The organism is Pseudomonas sp. IC_126 (assembly GCF_004331835.1).
In the GTDB taxonomy this organism is placed as follows: domain Bacteria; phylum Pseudomonadota; class Gammaproteobacteria; order Pseudomonadales; family Pseudomonadaceae; genus Stutzerimonas.
Window position 1 is genome coordinate 265,059 of sequence record NZ_SJSS01000003.1, and the last position, 19,888, is coordinate 284,946.

Sequence of the window (19,888 nt, forward strand, 5' to 3'; positions counted from 1 at the left end):
GGCGATTCCGTTGCGAACGGGGCGAGTAGTCGATTTCAACGAGGCGCGAACGCCGCCAGCGCCTCGATACTCGCCTGCAGGAAGGCGTGGATTCAGCCGAGGCTGGCCACGCTCTTGAGGACCAGGTGCACCAGCTGCGGCTGGCGCGTGACGCCGAGTTTGGAAAAGATCGAGCGCAGGTGCGCGCGGGTGGTGTGGACGCTGATGTGCAGCTCGGTGGATGCCTCTTCGACGCTGGCGCCGTTGGCCAACAGGACGGAGAGCCTGGCTTCGGCTGGCGTCAGCTGGAACAGCTCCATCAGCAGACTGGCCGATGACTCGGCCTGTTGGCCGGGGTCGCTGACGAAGATGGCGAGCACCGGAACGCTGGCGCCTTGGGAATACTGCCCCGGCGGAACCGGGCGAATCACCAGACTGAGCGGCGCGCCACGTGTACCGGTCTCCACCAGCATTGCGCGGGCGAGGCTTGCAGTTCCGCTTGTTTGCGCCGTGGTGACCTGAGCGAGGAGCTGGCGCAGCCGGGCGTCCTGACGTTCGTCGGGCAGCTTCAGGCGGCCGCTGCGCAGGTGCAGCCCGCAGCCGTCGCCGAGTAGCCGGTCCGCCAGCGGATTGGTGCGCACCACCTGTTGGTGTTCGTCCAACAGGAAGGTTGCGACGGCCAGTTGTGACATGGCGCCAGCATAGATCGCGCGCTCGGTGTCGCTCTCGCCGAGGCGGGCGTGGATGCGCAGGGCGCGGCAGAAATGCGTGACAAGCAGCGCGCACAGCGCCTTCTCGTCATCGCCGAACGGCGGCTGAGCGTGGCTGCGGGTGAAGCGCAGGCTGGCGGCGGGGCCGCTCGGGTCATGCAGGTCGACACCGAGGATGTGGGCGATGTCGTACGGCTGCAGGACCAGACGGAAGAATTCGTCTTCCGGAGCGCTGGCGCCATCGAGCAGTTCGCTGAGCAGCATCGGCTGGTTCGGCGGCAGGTTGACGAAGGGGTCCAACGCATAGAGGCGCCGCGCGAAATAGGGCGCATCGGACCAGCCGGTCGGCGTGTTGTCCGCGCTGAGGGTGATGCCCAACCCCGTATCGGAAGGGCGACGCAGGATCAGAAAGGCGTCGGTAGCGCCCATGGCGTCGCGCAGGCCGGCGAGCTGGTGCTGCCACGGGGGATCTTCGAGGGCGCCTTCGTAGATCGAACCGACCAGTGCATTGACGGTGTGAAGCGACGTGCTGATTTCCATGGTGCTTCGGTTTCCGGCCTTGGGAGTGAACGCAACATAGCGCAGCCGGAATGCGAGACAAGAACAATCGAGCCGAGAAAGTGGAGAAAAACAATGAGCCTGGACCCACAGATCGCTGCGCTGATGCAGCAGCTTCATAGTCAGCCGATGCCACCCTGGAGCGAAATGACCCCCGAGGGCCTGCGCGTGGGCTACAAGATGGCATCGGCAGAAAACCCCGAGCCGGTGGCCGAGGTGCGGGAGCACAGCATTCCCGGTCCCGGCGGCGAACTGTCGCTGCGCATCTACCGACCGGAGCGCGAGGGGCCGTTACCGGTGCTGGTGTTCTTTCACGGCGGTGGTTTCGTCATGGGCGATCTGGACAGCCACGACAACCTGGCGCGGGCCTTCTGTAATGCGCTGCCCGCGGTGGTGGTGGCGGTGGACTACCGCCTGGCGCCGGAGCACCGTTTTCCTGCCGCGGTGGAGGACGCCTGGACCGCGACCTGCTGGGTGGCGCTGCATGCCGAAGCGCTCGGTGCGGACGTCAGTCGCCTCATCGTGGGTGGCGACAGCGCCGGCGGTAATCTGGCTGCGGTGATCGCCCAGCTCGCCTGCGCCCGGCAAGGCCCGGCCATTGCGCATCAGATGCTGCTCTACCCGGTGTGCGACACCAATCTTGAGCGCGAAAGCTACCGCCGCTACGGCCAGGGATATTTCCTTGAAACCGAGATGATGCGCTGGATGCTCGGGCACTACCTGGGTGATCCGCAGACCCGCGATACACGCGTCTGTCCGTTGCATACGCCGGATCTGCGACAACTGCCGCCCGCTACGCTGATGACGGCCGAATACGATCCGCTGCGCGAGGAGGGCGAAGAATATGCCGAGCGTTTGCGGCAGGCCGGCGTGCCCGTCCACGGCCATTGTTATCCGGGGGCGATCCACGGCTTCATGAGTTTCCTCGGTATGGTCGGCCTGGCCGACCGCGCCTTCGCCGACACGGTGGTGGCGGTGCGCACGGCGTTGTCGGGGCCGTCCAGCAAGTAACCTCTCGGGCCGGCAGGCGGCACTCTGCCGGCTTCCCCGCTGTTAGTCTCAACGGACGATGAGTCCCCCGATCATCGGCATGACAATCCTCACAAGCCCAAAACAGGCGCATGAGGAGTTGCACCCATGACCGATATCCGCTCACTGAGCTATTTCGTCGCTCAGATCGAAAACCTGGATGCCTGGCGTCAGTACGCTGAAGATGTGCTGGGCATGATGACCAGCCCGGCGCCCGGCGGCGGCCTCTATCTGAAGATGGATGAACGCCCGTTCCGCATGCTGATAGTCGAGGGGCCGCAAGCCTGCTACCTCGCTTCAGGGTGGGAGCTGTCTGGCGAGCGCGCATTCGAGGCGTTGCTGGCTCGCCTGGCCAAGGCCGACGTACCTTACGAACTGGGCGATGCGGTGATCTGCGAGCAGCGCGGTGTGCAGGCGCTGGCCATCGTTCGCGATCCGGCGGGCAACCGCCACGAGCTGACATGGGGTCATCGTTCCGACTGCCAGCCATTCGTCTCGCCCCAGGGTGTGCCGCGCTTTCTCACCGGCGACATGGGCCTGGGTCACACCGTATTGCCGGCGCCGCGTTTCGATGAATGCCGGGCGTTCTACCGCGACCTGCTCGGGTTCGAGGTGTCGGACGTCTTCAATTTCCGCGCTGCGCCTGACGCGCCGCCGGTGCGCATCCACTTCCTGCACTGCGCCAACCCCCGTCACCACAGCCTCGCCATTGCCGAATACGACGTGCCCAGCAAGTGCGTACACGTGATGGTGGAGGTGGAGAACATGACCGAAGTGGGTCGTGCCCTCGATCGCGTGACTGCCCATGGGGTGCCGCTGTCGGCGACCCTCGGCCAGCACCTCAATGACCGCATGACCTCCTTTTACGTGAAGACCCCGTCCGGCTTCGACCTGGAGTACGGCTGCGGTGGCCTGCAGGTGGACTGGGACGAGCACAGCGCCTTCGAATTCACCCGCGTGAGCCTGTGGGGTCATGACTTTTCGGTAGGCCGCCAGGCCGCTGCGCAAGGAGAGGTTCAATGAACAAGTTGATGACCCTGAGCGATGTGGTCGGCCAGCTGCACGATGGTATGACCGTCGGCTTCGGCGGTTGGGGCCCTCGGCGCAAGCCCATGGCGATTGTTCGCGAGATCCTGCGTAGCGACGTCAAGGATCTCACCGTGGTCGCCTACGGTGGGCCGGAAGTCGGCATGCTGCTCGCTGCCGGCAAGGTGAAGAAGCTGGTGTTCGGCTTCGCCACCCTCGATGCGATCCCGCTCGAACCCTATTTCCGCAAGGCTCGCGAGGCGGGCACGCTGAACGTGATGGAGTTGGACGAAGGGCTGTTCCAGTGGGGCTTGCGTGCCGCCGGAATGCGCGTGCCGTTTCTGCCCGCGCGCGCCGGCCTTGCTACTGACGTGCTGACCCATAACCCGGACCTGCGCACCATCACCTCGCCCTATGACGACGGTGAAGTGCTGCTGGCGATGCCGGCGTTGGAGCTGGACGTGGCGTTCGTCCACGTCAACCGCGCCGACCGCCTGGGCAACACCCTGGTGACCGGTGGCGATGCCTATTTCGATCACCTGTTCGCCCGTGCGGCGAAGCAGTGCTTCGTCTCCGCCGAGCAGGTGGAGGAACGCCTGGCGCTGGACGCCGACAGTGCGCGTTTCAACACCTTCGAGCGCTCGCTGGTGACCGGTGTGGTGGAAGCCCCGCAGGGCGCCCACCCGACCACCTGCGCGCCGGACTACGGCTGGGACATGCAACACCTCAAGGATTACGTCGCCAGCGCAGGTGAGGAGGGTGGCTGGCAGCGTTACCTGGACAGCTACGTCAACGGCGATGAAGCCGCCTATCGCGAGCGCAACGGTGGCGCCGCACGCATGGCCAGCCTGCCGCTGCCGATTTTCTGAAGGAGCAACCCATGTCCGAGAACACTTTCAGCCTGGCCGAACTGATGATCGTGGCCGCCTCCGACGCCTGGCGTGACGACGGCGAACTGCTCGCTTCGGGGCTCGGCATCATCCCGCGTCTCGGCGCCAGCCTGGCCAAATCGAGCCACAGCCCCGAGCTGCTGATGACCGACAGCGAGGCCTTTCTGGTGGAGGAACCGGTACCGGTCGGCCCGCGTGGCGACTACCAGCCGAAATACGCCGGCTATATGCCCTTCGAGCGAATTTTCGAATGCGTCTGGCATGGGCGTCGCCACGCCATGATCGGCCCGACGCAGGTCGATCGCTGGGCGCAGACCAACCTTTCGGTGGTCGGCGATTACGCCCGGCCCAAGGTGGCGATGCTTGGCGCACGCGGCCTGCCGGGCAACAGTATCAATCACAAGAACTCCTTCTTCGTCCCCAACCACAGCACCCGGGCCTTCGTTGCAGGCGAGGTGGACATGGTCTCCGGTGTCGGTTTCAAGGAAGAGCGCTGGGGGCCGGGTATGCGTCGCGACCTGATGAGCATCGGCCGGGTCGTCACCGATCTCTGCGTGATGGACTTCAACGGCCCGGACCATGCGTGCCAGGTGCTCTCGCTGCATCCGGGGGTGGATTTCGACACTGTGCAGGCGCGCACCGGCTTCCCGCTGCTGAAGGCCGAAGGAATGGGCGAGACCCCGCACCCGACCGCCGAACAGCTGGCGCTGATCCGTCGGCTCGACCCGCACGATCTGCGCAGCAAGCAGCTCAAGGGCAATCCGGCCGGTGTGCGTACCGCCGAGGAGATCGCTGGATGAACCACGACAACGCCTTCGTTGAGCGACCGGATACGGCCGTCTACGAGACTGACGAACCGGTGCTGTACCGCGTCGAGGATGGCGTGGCGATCCTCACCCTGAGCCGGCCGCAGTTCAATAATGTGCAGAACTCGCAGATGACTTATGCGCTGGATGCCGCCTTCCGCCGTGCGGTGGATGATGACGGCGTGAAGGTCATCGTCCTGGCGGGCACCGGCAAGCACTTCTCCGCCGGTCACGACATCGGCACGCCGGGGCGCGACGTCAACAAGCCGTTCGAGCGCGCCCATTTGTGGTGGGACCACACCAACAAGCCCGGCGGTGAGTTCCTCTACGCTCGCGAGCAAGAGGTGTACCTGAACATGTGCCGGCGCTGGCGGGAGATCCCCAAACCGACCATCGCCATGGTGCAGGGCGCTTGTGTCGCCGGTGGGCTGATGCTGGCCTGGGTCTGCGACCTGATCGTCGCCAGTGACGACGCCTTCTTTCAGGACCCAGTGGTGCGCATGGGGATTCCGGGGGTGGAGTATTTCGCCCACGCCTTCGAGATGCACCCGCGCATCGCCAAGGAATTCCTCTTCCTTGGCGAGCGCATGCCGGCGGCCCGTGCCTACGAGCTGGGCATGGTCAACCGGGTGGTGCCGCGCGAGGCGCTGGCCGCCGAGACGCTGGAGATCGCCCGGCGCATCGCCGCTCAACCGCGCATGGGCCTGGCGTTGACCAAGCAGGCGGTGAACCACATCGAGGATTTGCAGGGCAAGCGCAGCGGGATGGAAGCAGCCTTCGCCTGGCACCACTTCGCCCATGTCCACAACGAGATGGTTTCCGGCGACAAGCTGGGCGGCTACGACGGCAAGGCCATGGCCGAGGCGAACAAGAAGCAGGCGGGCCGGGGAGAGTCGTCATGACCCTGCTCCAGACCCGCCTGACCGAGGCGCTCGGCTGTCGCTACCCCATCGTGCAGACGGCCATGGGCTGGGTGGCCGACGCCAATCTGGTGATCGCCACCACCCGTGCCGGCGGCTTTGGCTTCCTCGCCGGGGCGACCATCCCGGCCGAGGCGCTGGAAGGCGAGATACAGAAGGTGATCGCTGCCACCGGCGGCAGCCAGTTCGGCTTGAATTTCCACATGTTCCAGGACAACGCCGCGCAATGCGTGGACCTGGCCATCCAGTACCGCCTGCGCGCGGTCAGCTACGGGCGCGGGCCGGACAAGGCGACCATCCGCCGCTTCAAGGACGCCGGGGTGCTCTGCATTCCTACGGTCGGCGCGCTCAAACATGCGCTCAAAGCCGTGGAGCTGGGCGCCGACATGATCACCATTCAAGGCGGCGAGGGCGGTGGCCACACCGGCGGCGTGCCGACCACCATCCTGTTGCCGCAGGTGCTCGACGCGGTGTCGGTGCCGGTGATCGCCGCTGGGGGTTATTCCACCGGACGTGGCCTGGCGTCGGCGTTGGCCGCTGGCGCCGAAGGCATCGCCATGGGCACGCGCTTTCTGATGACCTCCGACTCGCCGACCCCGCGCGCGACGCTGGAACGCTACCTGGCGGTGCGCGACACCCAGCAGATTCGCGTCACCCTGGCGGTCGACGGCATGCGCCACCGGATGATCGACAACCCCTTTATCCGCCGCCTGGAGCAAGCCAGCCCGATGGGCCGGCTGTGGATCGCGTTGAAAAGCGCGCGCACTTGGCAGGCGCAGACCGGCATGAGCAGTGCGCACATGCTCAGGACCTTTTTCAAGGCCATCAAGGAAGATCCTTCGGCCCTATCGCAGGTAGTCATGGCGGCCAACCAACCGGTGCTGTTGGAGCGCTCGATGGTCGACGGCATGCCCGACGAAGGCATCTTGCCGAGTGGCCAGGTGGCCGCCGCCATCGACAGCCTGCCGAGCTGCCAGGCACTCATCGAACAGATTGCCGGCGAAGCCGAGCAGTGCCTGCAGCGCCTGAACGCGCGTTTGCAGCAGAACCCGGCAGGTACGCCGGTCAACGGACAACAGAGGGCTCACGCATGAGCAGTGCATTCAAGGTCGAGATCAACCAGGGTGTCGCCGAACTGGTGCTGGCCAAGCCGCCGGTCAACGCCCTGAACAGCGAAGAATGGCTGGCACTGGCCGCCCGCATCGACGAGCTGGGCGCCAACGCCGAAGTGCGCGTGCTGATCATCCGCGCCGAGGGGCGCGGCTTCTGCGCCGGCGTCGACATCAAGGAGCTGGATGCGCATCCCGAGCGGATCGTGAAGGTCAACGCGGGCAACTACGCGACCTTCAAGGCCATCCATCGCTGCCAGGTGCCGGTGATCGTCGCGGTGCACGGTTTCGTACTGGGTGGCGGCATCGGCATGACCGGCGCGGCCGACATCGTGCTCGCCTCGCGCTGCGCCACCTTTGCGCTGCCGGAAGTGGACCGCGGCGCCATGGGCGGCGGTGCGCACCTGCAACGGCTGTTTCCGGTGCAAAAGGTTCGCTACATGTTCTTCACCGGCGAGACGGTTACCGCGCCGGACGCGATGCAGTACGGCTTCATCGAGAAGCTGGTCGAGCGCGAGGAACTGCCGGCCGCCGCCCGCGAAATTGCCCTGAAGATCGCCGCCAAGAGCCCAGCGATGATCCGCATCGCCAAGGAAGCGCTCAACGGCATCGAGGACGGCAACCTCGAAGACAAATACCGCTGGGAGCAGGGCTTCACGCTGGAGGCCTACACCCTGCCGGATTCGGCCGAGACGCGCCGTGCCTTCGTGGAAAAAAGAGACACCCAGTTCTGAGGCCGCAACCATGCAATTGACCTACACCGACAAGCAAAAGGCCTTCCGCACCGAGGTGCGTGCCTGGTTGCAAGACAACGTGCCGAGTGAGCCCTTGGCCAGTTACGACACCCGGGAGGGCTTCGAACAGCATCGTGAGTGGGAGGCCAGGCTCTATGCCAGTCGCCTGTCGATGGTGATGTGGCCGCAACACCTCGGCGGCATGGGCTGCGACCTGATCGAGTGGCTGATGTTCGAAGAGGAGTACTACGCCGCTGGCGCGCCCATGCGGGTCAACCAGAACGGCCAGCTGCTGCTCGGCCCGACGCTGATGGAGTTCGGCACCGAGGAGCAGAAGCGCCACTTCCTGCCACGGATCGCGTCGAGCGAAGACATGTGGGCACAGGGCTGGTCGGAGCCCAATGCAGGCTCCGACATGGCGGCCATCCGGAGCAAGGCCACCCTGGACGGCGACCATTACGTGATCAACGGCCAGAAGACCTGGTCGACCCGCGCCAGTTTTGCCGATTGGATCTTTGGCCTGTTCCGCACCGACCCGACCAGCAGCCGGCATCACGGTCTGAGCTATCTCATGGTCGAGCTGAACACGCCCGGGGTGACCATTCGCCCGATCAAGGCGCTCAACGGCAAGGACGCCTTCGCCGAAGTGTTCTTCGATGACGTCAGGGTCCCGGTAAAGAACCTGATCGGCGGTGAAGGGCAGGGCTGGAACGTGGCGATGGCCACCGCCGGCTTCGAGCGAGGGCTGTTGCTGCGCTCACCGGCACGCTTCCAGCAGACCGCGCGACGGCTGGTCGATCTCTACAAACGCTACCCGCAGGCCGCCGAGCGCGATCCGGGTCTGCGTGATGCGGTGATCGAAAGCTGGATGGGCGCGCAGGCCTATGCCTACTCGGCTTATCACACGGTAGGCCTGGTCGATAAAGGCGCCAAGATCGGGGCCGAAGCCAGCATCAACAAGATCGTCTGGTCGGAGCTGGACCTGAAGATGCACGAAACGGCCATGCGCATCCTCGGCGCCCGCGGGGAGCTGCTCGGCAGCGCGCCCGAAGCCGTCGATGAAGGCAGCTGGCTGGAAGGATTCCTCTTCGCGCAGGCCGGGCCTATCTACGCCGGCACGAACGAAATCCAGCGAAACATCGTCGCCGAGCGGCTGCTCGGTCTGCCTAAATCCTGAAGGGGGCGACCATGGACTTCACCTTTACCGAAGATCAGCTCGCCTTCCGCGAAGCGATCAGCCGCTTCCTGATGACCGAAGCGCCGCCCGAGATGCTGCGTGAGATCTGGGAGACCGACGATGGCCGATCTGCCGAGTTGCGCTCGAAGATGGCGGAGCAGGGGCTCACAGCGCTTTGCATACCGGAAGCCCAAGGCGGGCTGGGCATGGATGATATTGCCTGGGCGCTGCTTACTCAGGAGCTGGGTTATTACGCCATCCCTGATTCGCTGGCCGACACGGCCTACGTTGCCGCCAGCCTGTTGAGAGACATGCAGGACGACAGTCCGCTGCGCAGCGTGCTGCTCGAGGGCATCGCTGCCGGCGGATCGCGTATCGCAGTCGGCCATCCGGTCAATCACTTCGTTGCCGATGCCCATATGGCTGACGTGTTGCTTCTCGAACGCGGCGGTTCGATTTACGCCGTGGAGCGCTCCGCCATCGATCTCGAACACAACCGGAGTATCGACAGCTCACGCCGCCTGTGTCGGGTCAGCTGGAACCCCGACGCTGCAACGTGTCTGGCAGACGCCGAACAGGCGCGCCGGCTCTGGGCAGCAACCCTCAACCGCGGTGCGCTGGCTGTTGCCGGGCAGAGCCTTGGCCTGGCCCAGCGCATGCTCGACCTCTCGGTCGACTACGTGGTGCAGCGCAAGCAGTTCGGCAAGCCGATCGGCAGCTTTCAAGCCATCAAGCATCATCTGGCGGACGTCGCCAGCAAGATCGAGTTCGCCAAACCGGTGCTCTATCGCGCCGCTCACGCCGTGGCGCACGGTGACGAGCGAGCCGCCGTGCATGTTTCCCACGCCAAGCTGGCCTGCTGCGAGGCGGCCGCGCTCGCTGCACGGCACGGCATTCAGGTGCACGGTGCCATGGGCTACACGTGGGAAGTCGATCTGCAGATGTTCATGAAGCGTGCCTGGGCTCTGGATTCTTCATGGGGCGACCGCGCCTTTCACAATTCCCGGGTGGCGGCTGCCATCCTCGCCGACGGCGCGCCGGTCGGCCCTCAATACACCTTCGAGGACTAAGCCGTGCCTGAAGCCTATATTGTCGACGCCCTGCGCAGCCCTACCGGCAAACGCAAGGGTGGTCTTGCCCATGTCCATGCCATCGACCTCGGCGCGCACGCGCTCAAGGCGCTGGTGGAGCGTAACGTGGTGCCCGCCGCTGAATATGACGACGTGATCTTCGGCTGCGTTGACACCATCGGTTCACAAGCCGGAGACATCGCCCGCACCGCCTGGCTGGCGGCGGGCCTTCCACTGAATGTGCCGGGCACCACGGTGGATCGCCAGTGCGGCTCGTCACAGCAGGCGCTGCACTTCGCCGCGCAGGCGGTGATGAGCGGAACTCAGGACGTGGTCGCGGTGGGCGGCGTGCAGACCATGACCCAAATCCCGATTTCCTCGGCGATGCTTGCCGGGCAGCCGCTGGGCTTCACCGATCCGTTCTCCGGCAGCCGGGGATGGCAGGCGCGCTTCGGTAATCAGCCCGTTAACCAGTTCTACGCCGCTCAGCGCATTGCCAGTCACTGGGACATCAGCCGTTCGCAGATGGAGTGCTTCGCCCTGGAAAGCCATCGCCGCGCCCTGGTGGCCATCGAGGGCGGGCGCTTCACGCGCGAGATCGCCCCGCTCGAGGGTGTCTGGGCCGACGAAACTCCGCGCCAGACGACGCTGGACAAAATGGCATCGCTGGAACCGGTCGACCCGACGTACCCGGATATCACCGCCGCGGTCTCCAGCCAGACGTGCGACGCCTCGGCGGCGCTGCTGGTGGTTTCCGAGGCCGCGCTCGCACGCTACGGGCTGACCCCGCGGGCGCGCATTCATCACCTGTCGGTCCGAGGCGACGATCCCATCTGGCATCTCACTGCCCCGATCGAAGCGACTCGTCATGCCCTGAAAAAGGCCGGGATGACAATGGCGGATATCGATCTTGTGGAGATCAATGAGGCCTTCGCATCGGTGGTTATGGCGTGGCAAAAGGAGCTGGATTACGACCCCGCCAAGACCAACGTCAACGGCGGGGCCATCGCCCTCGGCCACCCGCTGGGTGCCACGGGCGCCAGGCTGATGACCACGCTGCTCCATGAACTGGAGCGCAGCGGCGGACGCTTCGGCTTGCAGACGATGTGCGAGGGCGGCGGGCAGGCGAACGTCACTATCATCGAACGTCTTTAGATCGACAGGCCCTGGGCGCGGCAGACGCTGCTGCGCTTGGTCAAGCCGCGTTGAAATCGACCGTGGAATGCTCATTGGCCTCGGCAAACTCCGCTTCCCCAGCCGATTTCGCCTTGCCTGACCTGCGCTAGCGACGCGTCTGCAGGCGCCTTCGACCGACCGTCACATATTGAAAAAGGAACGAAGCATGGGAATTCTCAACGATAGAGTCGTCATCATCACGGGCGCAGGTGGCGGCCTGGGCGCCGCGCATGCCCGTGTATTCGCCGCCGAAGGCGCCTGTGTGCTGGTCAATGACATCAACCAGGCTGCTGCACAGGCGGTGGTCGACCAGATAACGGCTGATGGTGGCCGTGCGGTGGTGAACACCTCCGACATCACCCACTACGCCAACAGCGAGAACGCGGTGCAACAGGCCATCGAGACCTTTGGTGATCTGCATGTGGTGTTGAACAACGCCGGCATCAACCGCGACCGCATGTTTGCCTCCATGACCGAGGCTGACTGGGACGCCATCATGGCGGTGCATCTGAAGGGCCATTTCTGCATCAGTTCGCACGCCGTGCATTACTGGCGCGATCAGAGCAAGGCGGGGCGGAAAGTCGATGCACGGATCCTCAACACGACGTCCGGCGCGGGGCTGCAGGGCTCTATCGGTCAGTCCAACTACGCCGCCGCCAAGGCCGGGATTGCCGCACTGACGCTGAACCAGGCTGCGGAACTGCGCCGCTACGGTATCACCGCTAATGCCGTGGCCCCGGCTGCGCGCACGGGCATGACCACGGCGGTGGAATCCATGGCCGCCCGTATGGCAAAGCCCGAGGACGGTAGCTTCGACTACTGGGCGCCGGAGAACGTATCGAACGTTCTGGCCTGGCTGGCTTCGGCCGAATCGGCACAGGTCACCGGACAGGTATTCGAGGCCGAGGGAGGGCGCATCTCACTGGCCGACGGCTGGCGCACCGGAGTCACCCGTGAGAAAAACGAGCGCTGGCAACCCGCCGAGGCCGGAGACGCCATTGCCCAGATCCTCGCGGAGGCCCCTGCGGCGCAGAAGGTTTGGGGCAGTTGAAAAACTCACGTCCCTGTAGGGTGGGCTTCAGCCCACCACTAGCTCTGGCACCGCCTTCATAACCGCCTGGCCTGGTCTGCGTGAACGGCGTCGAGCTCCGATGGGCTGAAGCCCACCCTACGAACTGAGAAGCTCGCAGCTTTGTAGGGTGGTCCGCGCGGCGTTCCGCTTTAGCCCACCGGGACCTTCAATTGGTGGGCTGAAGCCCACCCTACGAGCTGAAGCAGCGCGCCGCGTTGCCCACCCACCACCATTGCACCCCGTCCGTTTTGACGATGCCGGCCCGCCGGCCGCCGCGCTTAGATGGCCTCAGGTTTTTAATCCGAGGTTGCCATCGTGAAACACGCTCCCGCCTATGTGCCTGGTCACCAGTTGCTGGCCGGCAAGTCCGTCTTGATCACCGCAGCCGCAGGAGGCGGCATCGGCTATGCGGCCGCCCGGCGTAGCGCCGAGGAAGGCTGTCGCGCGCTGATGATTTCCGATATCCATCCGCGTCGTCTGGAAGAAGCGGTCGAGAAGCTCAAGGCCGAGACTGGCCTTGAGGCTGTCTACGGCCAGCTGTGCAATGTCACTGTCGAGGCGGATGTTCAGGCGCTGGTCGCTGCCGCTGAGCAGGCCTTGGGCGGGGTCGACGTGCTGATCAATAACGCCGGTCTGGGCGGCCAGAAACGTGTCGTCGACATGACTGATGAAGAGTGGCTGCGGGTGCTGGACATCACCCTGACCGGCACCTTTCGCATGACCCGCGCCATGCTGCCGCACATGCAACAGCGTGGTAGCGGCGCCATCGTCAACAACGCCTCCGTGCTCGGCTGGCGCGCGCAGAAGGAGCAGGCTCATTACGCCGCGGCGAAGGCCGGGGTGATGGCGCTGACCCGTTGCAGCGCCCTTGAGGCCGCCGACTTTGGCGTGCGTATCAATGCCGTGTCGCCCTCTATCGCTCTGCATGACTTTCTGAAGAAGGCCGCCAGCGAGGATCTGCTCGAGCAACTGACCAGCCGAGAGGCGTTCGGCCGTGCCGCCGAGGTCTGGGAAGTGGCCAACGTCATGATGTTCCTGGCCAGCGACTACGCCTCCTACATGGTTGGCGAAGTGCTTTCGGTCAGCTCGCAGCACGCCTGAGGAACGCTCATGACACGAATATTCAGCAGTGCCGAACAGCTGCACGCGGCGGTAGGTGAGTCGCTCGGCGCAACCGACTGGTTGCCCATCGAGCAGGAACGAGTGAACGGATTCGCCGAGGCCACGGGCGATCACCAGTGGATTCACGTCGACCCCGAGCGCGCGCGAAAGGGGCCGTTCAAGGGCTGCATCGCCCACGGCTACCTGACCCTGTCGCTGGTCAATTTCTTCCTGCCGCAGCTGATGCGCGTGGACAACCTGCTGATGGGCGTGAACTACGGCTGCGACCGGGTGCGCTTCCCTGCGCCGGTAAAGGTCGGCGCACGCGTGCGCGGTACCGGCGAGATGAGCTCCGTGGAATCGCTGCCCAATGGCGCGCTGCAGGTTGTGGTCCGCGTCACCGTCGAGATCGAGGGCAACGACCGCCCCGGCTGCGTGGTGGACACCATCAGCCGTTACACCTTCAACCCCGCACCATGAGGCCCGCTCCATGAGGAATGTAGCCATGCAAGAAGCCGTGATCGTTTCCACCGCGCGTACTGCGCTAACCAAATCCTTCCGGGGTTCGTTCAACGATACCGAGGCGCCGGTGCTCGGCGGCCACGTGGTGCGCGCGGTGGTCGAACGGGCTGGGGTGGCGCCGGGCGAAGTGGACGACGTAATCATGGGTGCGGCCGTTCAGCAAGGCACTCAGGGGTTCAACATCGGCCGACTCTGCGCCTATACGGGCGGGTTGCCCGAGAGCGTGCCAGGCATGGCGCTGGATCGCATGTGCGCGTCGGGGCTGATGTCCATCGGCGTGGCGGCCAAGGGCATCGCCTGTGGCGAGTTGGGTATCGCCGTGGCGGGCGGGGTGGAATCCCTTTCTCTAACTCAGAACAAGCACAAGAACGCATACCGGGCGCAGTCCGAAGCGGTGCTGCAGCTTATGCCGACCGCTTACATGCCCATGATCGAGACCGCCGAGATCGTCGCCAGCCGCTACGGCATCAGTCGTCTGGCACAAGACGAATACGCCCTGCAAAGCCAGCAACGCACCGCTGCCGCGCAGCAAGCCGGATTGTTTGCCGACGAAATCGTACCGCTATCGGCCAGCCGGCTGCTGTTCGACAAGGAAGGCAACCCGGCCGGCCACGAAACGGTGGTGGCTGACCGTGACGAGTGCAACCGCGCCAGTACCACCCTCGAAGCGCTGCAGTCACTGAATCCAGTGTGGAAAAACGGCAAGTGGGTCCAGCAGGGCGAGCACATCACGGCCGGCAATGCCTCGCAGCTGTCCGATGGTGCGGCCGCCTGTCTGCTGATGAGCCGCGCCGAGGCCGATCGCCGCGGGCTGGCGCCACTGGGGATCTATCGCGGGATCGCGGTGGCGGGCTGCAGCCCAGAAGAGATGGGCGTCGGCCCTGTCTACGCAGTGCCCAAGCTGCTGGAACGCTTCAACCTGCGGGTGTCGGACATCGACCTCTGGGAAATCAACGAGGCCTTCGCCTGCCAGGTGCTGCACTGCCGCGACGCCTTGGGCATCGCCAACGATCGGCTGAACGTCAACGGAGGCGCCATTGCCATTGGACACCCGTTTGGTATGAGCGGCGCCAGGATGGTGGGTCATGCCCTGCTCGAAGGCCGGCGGCGGGGCGCGCGGTATGTCGTGGTGTCCATGTGCATCGGTGGCGGCATGGGCGCAGCCGGGCTGTTCGAGCTGCCTTGAGCCGTCACGCCCGGGCGGACGCCTGCCGGTCGGGTGTAAGCCATTTGGACGATGTTCACTGTCGCCCGGGCGCAGAAGATCGGGCAAAGGCTGCGATCCGGGACATGCGGGATGTTCGTCGGCCGAACCCAAAACAAGAACAACGAGCACCGCTGCGCGTCTGCGCAGTGAGTGTCGACCGGAGGGTGGTGTGCCATGAGCAAACTGATCAGCTACGCGTTCTGTTTCGTCGTCGCGGTGTTGGTGGTCTACGCCTTCTCGCCCCGGAGTGAGGAGGCGGCACGCGCGGCCCAGCTGGACGTCACACGCGTGCATATCAACAACATGACGCGCCTTGACGATACGTTGATCGCCGTTGGCGAGCGCGGCACGATTCTGTTCAGCGACGACAAGGGCCAAACCTGGAGCGGTCGTCACGATCAGGCCGAAAAGCCGGTAACCCTTACCGCCATTGCCGCTTACGGTGACGAAACCTTGCTGGTCGTGGGCCACGACAACCTGATTCTGCGAAGCACGGACCGGGGCCGCCACTGGACCACGACGATGTACGACGCCGCCCTCGGCGAGCCGCTACTGGGCCTCTGGAGCGAGGATGGGCAGCAGATATATGCCTTTGGCAGCTTCGGCAAATTCTATGTCTCCACTGACGCCGGTGAGCACTGGGCCGAGCAGAGCCTCCCGATCAATGGCGAACACCTCAACAGCATGGATGGCGCCGCTGACGGACGCCGAATCCTCGTCGGGGAGATGGGACTGGTCTTGCGTTCGCTCGATGCGGGCAAGAGCTGGGCTCAGGTCGAGCCGTTCTATGAAGGTTCATTGTTTGGAGTGTCGCGGCTGTCGGGCAGTCACTGGGTCGCCTATGGAATGCGCGGCAACGTGTTCGCCACGCATGACGACGGCGCCACCTGGGAAAAGGTGGAACTCGGCCACCGTTTGCCCTTGTACGGGCATGCCCGTACTGACGACGGCGGGGTGTTGATCGTGGGAAGCGGCGGGGCCTTTGCCCGGCTCGATGAAACCGGAGAGCTGACCCAGACGGGCTACGTCAAGGGGCAGGACACGCTCACCTCGGCGGTGATGCTGCGTGACGGCAGCCTGATTGTGGCCGGTCAGCATGGCTTGAGACTTCAAGGCCCCAATCTCTTCGCGGCCCGTAAATAAGGAATGCTCATGACGAACCGTAATCGCTGGGTTGCCCGCTTTGTCACGGGCAGTGCCGATCGCTTGCTGGCGTGGCGCAAGCCACTGTTGGCGATATTCATCCTGATCACGCTCGGGCTCGGTTATAGCGCCACTCAGGTCCGGCTAGACCCGGGCTTCAACAAGCAGATTCCCGTCTCTCACCCCTTCATGCGGAACTATCTGCACTACAGCGAAATTTTTACCGGCGCCAACAGCCTGTTGGTCAGCGTCCGCTGGAAGGGCGAGGGAGACATCTATAACGAGCAATTCCTCGACACGCTGCGCAAGGTGACCGATGAAGTGTTCTTCATTCCCGGTGTGCGGCGCTCCAGCGTACGTTCGTTGTTCACCCCCGATGTGCGTTATATCGAGGTCACCGAGAACGGTTATGTCGGCGATGTCGTCGTCCCGCCACAGTTCAGCGGCACACCGGAAGACCTCGCACAGGTCCGCAACAATACCGCCCGCTCGGGTCAGATCGGCCGACTGGTGGCCAATGACCTGAGTGCGGCGATGGTCCGGGCCGATCTGCAGGAATTCAATCCGCAGACTGGCGAGCGGGTGTCCTACGTCGAGATCGCCAAGCAATTGGAGGAAATTCGCGAACGGTTCGACGGCGAAAACATCGAGTTGAACATCGTCGGCTTCTCCAAACTGGTGGGCGACGTCGTGGATGGCCTCGTCGCGGTGATGGGTTTCTTCGTCATCGCCTTCTTCATCACCGCGGCGTTGCTGTGGATGTACTGCCGGTCACTGAAACTGACCGTCGTGGCGCTGCTGGTGGCATTACTGCCCGTCGTATGGCTGCTCGGGCTGCTGCCACTGCTGGGTCTGGGCATCGATCCAATGTCGATCCTGGTGCCCTTCCTGATTTTCTCCATCGGCGTGTCGCACGCCGTGCAGATGACCAATGCCTGGAAGCAGGATGTGCTGGCCGGCAGCAATGCGGTGGACGCCGCGCACGCTGCGTTCTGCAAGATCTTCGTGCCGGGGGCGCTGGCATTGCTGATGAATGCGCTGGGCTTTGGCGTGATCATGCTGATCGACATTCCGATCGTGCGGGAGCTGGGTCTGACGGCGTGCATCGGCGTCATGCTGATGATCATCACCAACAAACTCATGCTGCCGATCATCATTTCCCATATGCATCTGGAGCGTGGTGCCCTCAAGACCAGCGGTGAGTCCCAAGGTGAGCGACACGCCCTGTGGTGGAAACTGTCGGTGGTGGCGACGCCCGGCCCGGCGCTCGTGGTATTCGCGGTCAGTCTGGTGCTGTTGCTGGGCGGTGCCTGGAAAAGCCGTGACCTGGTCATCGGCGACGTCGGAACCGGCGCGCCGGAACTGCGTGACACCTCTCGCTACAACCGGGACAACGCCCAGATTATCGGCAGCTATGCCATCGGCCTGGACGTGCTGTCGATCTACGCCGACGTACCGAACGTGACCGAGGCTTGCCTGGACCCGCAGGTGATGCGCGCAGTCGAGCAGGTCGACTTTCAGACACGCAGCGTTGCAGGCGTGCAATCGGTGCAGAGCGTTGCCGGAATGGGCAAGGTGGCGATTGCAAGCAACAACGAGGGCAACCCGCGCTGGGCGGCCATTCCCGGTGCCCAACGAGGACTTCAGCCAGGCTCGATGGCTTACTCACAGTCGCACGGGCTGGTGCTCGACGGCTGCCAGACCATGCAGATCCTGGTGTTCCTGGAAAACCACAGCGGCGAAACCATCGCCCATGCGGTGGATGAAATCGAACGCATCCTGGCGGGGGTGGACCAGAGCAAGGTGAAGTTCAAGCTGGCCGGCGGCAACGCCGGTGTCATGGCCGCTTCCAATGAGGCGGTCAAACATGCCGAAGTGCAGATGCACGGCGCGTTGCTTGGCTCTGTGGCGTTGTTCTGCTGGCTGACGTTCAGGTCCTTCCGTGCGGTGCTGTGCATCATCACGCCGCTGGCCATCGTCGCCACGCTGTGCAATGCGCTGATGGCCGCTTTCGACATCGGCCTGAAAGTGTCCACTCTGCCGGTGCTAGCGCTCGGCGTGGGGGTCGGTGTCGATTACGGCATCTATCTGTATGAGCGGATGCAGCATGAACTGGCCCAGGGGCGGGATTTGCGCACGGCCTTCTACGAGGCCATGCGCCAGCGCGGTACCGCCGCGCTCTTCACCGCGTTCACTATGTCCATCGGGGTTGGCACCTGGGCCTTTGCGCCGCTGAAGTTCCAGGCCGACATGGGCATCCTCCTCGGTTTCATGTTCCTGGTTAATGTGTTTGGCGCGATCTTCCTGCTGCCGGGACTGGCTGCCTGGTTCGACCGCTCGGCCCGTCTGGTCAAGTACCGGGGGACGCCGGAGGTGGTGGTGAAAGCCGCGTCCCGCCGCAAGTCCGCCGCGCTGGCGGCCAGTGTGGAGGGCTGAGTAATGCTGGCGGGCGCGATGGATGTCGACGGCTATGACCGGTTGCTGGACAAGCTGTACGCCGCCGCCGTAGACGAGCCCGGCTGGAACCCGGCGCTGACGGCGTTGCACGAGCTGTTTGCGGCGAACTACGTGACGCTGATCCTGCGGACTCCAAACAACTCGGACAAGGGGCTGATGATCGTCCTGGGCGACATCGAAGGGCAGGGGAGCGTGACCTACCTGACCTACCCCTATGACGAGACGCCCTTTGTCGATACACCGCCTAACGAGGTGTTCAGCGTTAGTGATCTGATGAGCACCAGCACATGGCGCGCATGCCCTTATTACCAGCGCTACTGCGCTGCCCACGATGTTTTTCACGTCCTGGGCGTGGATATCTCGCCACCTGGCAGCGGAACCTTCCGCTTCAGAATTACCCGTCCTGAAACCGCGCCAGACTTCTCGCCAGCAGAAAAGGCGCTGTGTTCACGCCTGGTACCGCACCTCAGTCGGGTGCTGCACTTGAATGTGATGCTCGGCCGTAACGAGTCGCTTCGGTCCATCTACTCCCAGGTCATCGGCCGGCTTTCCATCGCGACGCTGGTCGTGGATGCCAGCGGCCGGATCGTCGAGCAGAACCGAATTGCCAGTGAGCTGCTGGCCAGCGGAGATGGCTTGAAAAGCGTCGGTGGGCGTCTGGAGGCCTACTACCCCGGCGATAACCAGCGACTTTATCAGCTGCTCCGAAGTGCGCTGCGCCGGTCCTTGCCGGGTGAGCCGGAGGAGGCCGAGGCGCTTTCCATCTCGCGCCCGTCCGGGCGGGTCAGTTTGGGGCTGGTGGTGGAACCGGTACCGAACGGGGAGTGGGCGGATGACAGCGATCATCCTGCGCTTCTGGTTTATGTCCGCGACGCCGAGGGCCGCACCCTACTGAACAATGCCATCGCTCGGCAGTTGTTCGGCTTTACGCCATCCGAGACTGCCCTCGTCATCGAACTGGCCAACGGCTTGTCGCTGGAGGAAGCCGCCCATTCGCTTGGGATCAGACGCAACACGGCGAGGGCGCATTTGCGCGCCATTTTTTCCAAGACCGGCGTCAGGCGTCAGACTGAACTGGTCCGCATCATTCTCAATAGTGTGGTCAGCCTTGGGAGAGAACACATCCAGAAAAGCCTTAAGCATTCTTCATGACGTAGCATGTGCTCATTCGTAGTCGAGTTCGGTTGAACACCGATTCCCAG

The 19,888-nt window shown here is 64.3% G+C and carries 18 protein-coding genes; 17 read left to right on the top strand and 1 reads right to left on the bottom strand.

What is annotated here, in order from left to right; translation table 11 throughout:
• Positions 1 to 92: 92 nt before the first annotated feature.
• Positions 93 to 1,229: a LuxR family transcriptional regulator gene (locus E0D86_RS12145; RefSeq protein WP_165914239.1), complete on the bottom strand. Its 1,137-nt coding sequence runs from the start codon at positions 1,227 to 1,229 to the stop codon at positions 93 to 95.
• A gap of 93 nt (positions 1,230 to 1,322) precedes the next feature.
• Here E0D86_RS12145 and E0D86_RS12150 point away from each other — a divergent pair, with 93 nt between their 5' ends.
• The 17 genes from E0D86_RS12150 (at position 1,323) to E0D86_RS12230 (ending at position 19,838) form a co-directional block, all read left to right on the top strand.
• A complete protein-coding gene (locus tag E0D86_RS12150) occupies positions 1,323 to 2,258 on the top strand; it encodes an alpha/beta hydrolase (protein WP_131650293.1) in 936 nt (311 codons plus the stop codon).
• 126 nt (positions 2,259 to 2,384) lie between these two features.
• Positions 2,385 to 3,299 (top strand): VOC family protein, encoded by a 915-nt coding sequence (locus tag E0D86_RS12155; protein ID WP_131650294.1) that lies wholly within the window; start codon positions 2,385 to 2,387, stop codon positions 3,297 to 3,299.
• Entirely contained in the window at positions 3,296 to 4,171 is an 876-nt protein-coding gene (locus E0D86_RS12160) for a CoA transferase subunit A (protein ID WP_131650295.1), read from the top strand. Before E0D86_RS12155 ends, E0D86_RS12160 begins: the two co-directional genes overlap by 4 nt.
• 11 nt (positions 4,172 to 4,182) lie before the next feature.
• The gene (locus tag E0D86_RS12165) at positions 4,183 to 4,992 is read left to right on the top strand and encodes a CoA-transferase subunit beta (RefSeq protein ID WP_131650296.1); all 810 of its coding nucleotides are present in this window, start codon (positions 4,183 to 4,185) and stop codon (positions 4,990 to 4,992) included.
• Positions 4,989 to 5,900 carry an enoyl-CoA hydratase gene (locus E0D86_RS12170; protein ID WP_131650297.1) on the top strand — a complete coding sequence of 304 codons (912 nt, stop codon included), beginning with the start codon at positions 4,989 to 4,991 and terminating at the stop codon, positions 5,898 to 5,900. Before E0D86_RS12165 ends, E0D86_RS12170 begins: the two co-directional genes overlap by 4 nt.
• Entirely contained in the window at positions 5,897 to 7,012 is a 1,116-nt protein-coding gene (locus E0D86_RS12175) for a nitronate monooxygenase family protein (RefSeq protein ID WP_131650298.1), read from the top strand. The genes E0D86_RS12170 and E0D86_RS12175 overlap by 4 nt, the downstream gene beginning before the upstream one ends.
• Positions 7,009 to 7,761, top strand: a complete 753-nt coding sequence (locus tag E0D86_RS12180; protein ID WP_131650299.1) for an enoyl-CoA hydratase family protein — start codon at positions 7,009 to 7,011, stop codon at positions 7,759 to 7,761. The genes E0D86_RS12175 and E0D86_RS12180 overlap by 4 nt, the downstream gene beginning before the upstream one ends.
• A 10-nt stretch (positions 7,762 to 7,771) precedes the next feature.
• A complete protein-coding gene (locus tag E0D86_RS12185) occupies positions 7,772 to 8,938 on the top strand; it encodes an acyl-CoA dehydrogenase family protein (protein WP_131650300.1) in 1,167 nt (388 codons plus the stop codon).
• Between the two features lie 11 nt (positions 8,939 to 8,949).
• Positions 8,950 to 10,008 (top strand): acyl-CoA dehydrogenase family protein, encoded by a 1,059-nt coding sequence (locus tag E0D86_RS12190; protein ID WP_131650301.1) that lies wholly within the window; start codon positions 8,950 to 8,952, stop codon positions 10,006 to 10,008.
• Positions 10,009 to 10,011: 3 nt separating this feature from the next.
• A complete protein-coding gene (locus E0D86_RS12195; RefSeq protein WP_131650302.1) occupies positions 10,012 to 11,163 on the top strand; it encodes an acetyl-CoA C-acetyltransferase in 1,152 nt (383 codons plus the stop codon).
• Between the two features lie 187 nt (positions 11,164 to 11,350).
• The gene (locus E0D86_RS12200) at positions 11,351 to 12,235 is read left to right on the top strand and encodes an SDR family oxidoreductase (RefSeq protein ID WP_131650303.1); all 885 of its coding nucleotides are present in this window, start codon (positions 11,351 to 11,353) and stop codon (positions 12,233 to 12,235) included.
• 336 nt (positions 12,236 to 12,571) lie between these two features.
• Entirely contained in the window at positions 12,572 to 13,357 is a 786-nt protein-coding gene (locus E0D86_RS12205) for an SDR family oxidoreductase (protein WP_131650304.1), read from the top strand.
• Positions 13,358 to 13,366: 9 nt separating this feature from the next.
• Positions 13,367 to 13,837 carry a MaoC family dehydratase gene (locus E0D86_RS12210; RefSeq protein ID WP_131650305.1) on the top strand — a complete coding sequence of 157 codons (471 nt, stop codon included), beginning with the start codon at positions 13,367 to 13,369 and terminating at the stop codon, positions 13,835 to 13,837.
• A 25-nt stretch (positions 13,838 to 13,862) separates the two neighbouring features.
• Positions 13,863 to 15,065, top strand: a complete 1,203-nt coding sequence (locus tag E0D86_RS12215; RefSeq protein WP_131650306.1) for an acetyl-CoA C-acyltransferase — start codon at positions 13,863 to 13,865, stop codon at positions 15,063 to 15,065.
• A gap of 195 nt (positions 15,066 to 15,260) precedes the next feature.
• Positions 15,261 to 16,229, top strand: coding sequence for a YCF48-related protein (locus E0D86_RS12220; protein ID WP_131650307.1), 969 nt, complete (start codon positions 15,261 to 15,263; stop codon positions 16,227 to 16,229).
• Positions 16,230 to 16,238: 9 nt separating this feature from the next.
• Positions 16,239 to 18,665: an RND family transporter gene (locus E0D86_RS12225; protein WP_131650308.1), complete on the top strand. Its 2,427-nt coding sequence runs from the start codon at positions 16,239 to 16,241 to the stop codon at positions 18,663 to 18,665.
• 3 nt (positions 18,666 to 18,668) lie between these two features.
• A complete protein-coding gene (locus E0D86_RS12230) occupies positions 18,669 to 19,838 on the top strand; it encodes a helix-turn-helix transcriptional regulator (protein ID WP_131650309.1) in 1,170 nt (389 codons plus the stop codon).
• The last annotated feature ends 50 nt before the right edge of the window (positions 19,839 to 19,888 follow it).

Bases quoted from the DNA above. Each gene is read 5' to 3' on its own strand.
- E0D86_RS12155 (WP_131650294.1), top strand. From the start codon at position 2,385: ATGACCGATATCCGCTCACTGAGCTATTTCGTCGCTCAGATCGAAAAC.
- E0D86_RS12165 (WP_131650296.1), top strand. From the start codon at position 4,183: ATGTCCGAGAACACTTTCAGCCTGGCCGAACTGATGATCGTGGCCGCC.
- E0D86_RS12145 (WP_165914239.1), bottom strand. From the start codon at position 1,229: ATGGAAATCAGCACGTCGCTTCACACCGTCAATGCACTGGTCGGTTCG.
- E0D86_RS12170 (WP_131650297.1), top strand. From the start codon at position 4,989: ATGAACCACGACAACGCCTTCGTTGAGCGACCGGATACGGCCGTCTAC.
- E0D86_RS12190 (WP_131650301.1), top strand. From the start codon at position 8,950: ATGGACTTCACCTTTACCGAAGATCAGCTCGCCTTCCGCGAAGCGATC.
- E0D86_RS12180 (WP_131650299.1), top strand. From the start codon at position 7,009: ATGAGCAGTGCATTCAAGGTCGAGATCAACCAGGGTGTCGCCGAACTG.
- E0D86_RS12215 (WP_131650306.1), top strand. From the start codon at position 13,863: ATGCAAGAAGCCGTGATCGTTTCCACCGCGCGTACTGCGCTAACCAAA.
- E0D86_RS12230 (WP_131650309.1), top strand. From the start codon at position 18,669: ATGCTGGCGGGCGCGATGGATGTCGACGGCTATGACCGGTTGCTGGAC.
- E0D86_RS12160 (WP_131650295.1), top strand. From the start codon at position 3,296: ATGAACAAGTTGATGACCCTGAGCGATGTGGTCGGCCAGCTGCACGAT.
- E0D86_RS12220 (WP_131650307.1), top strand. From the start codon at position 15,261: ATGAGCAAACTGATCAGCTACGCGTTCTGTTTCGTCGTCGCGGTGTTG.
- E0D86_RS12150 (WP_131650293.1), top strand. From the start codon at position 1,323: ATGAGCCTGGACCCACAGATCGCTGCGCTGATGCAGCAGCTTCATAGT.
- E0D86_RS12175 (WP_131650298.1), top strand. From the start codon at position 5,897: ATGACCCTGCTCCAGACCCGCCTGACCGAGGCGCTCGGCTGTCGCTAC.
- E0D86_RS12225 (WP_131650308.1), top strand. From the start codon at position 16,239: ATGACGAACCGTAATCGCTGGGTTGCCCGCTTTGTCACGGGCAGTGCC.
- E0D86_RS12200 (WP_131650303.1), top strand. From the start codon at position 11,351: ATGGGAATTCTCAACGATAGAGTCGTCATCATCACGGGCGCAGGTGGC.
- E0D86_RS12210 (WP_131650305.1), top strand. From the start codon at position 13,367: ATGACACGAATATTCAGCAGTGCCGAACAGCTGCACGCGGCGGTAGGT.
- E0D86_RS12185 (WP_131650300.1), top strand. From the start codon at position 7,772: ATGCAATTGACCTACACCGACAAGCAAAAGGCCTTCCGCACCGAGGTG.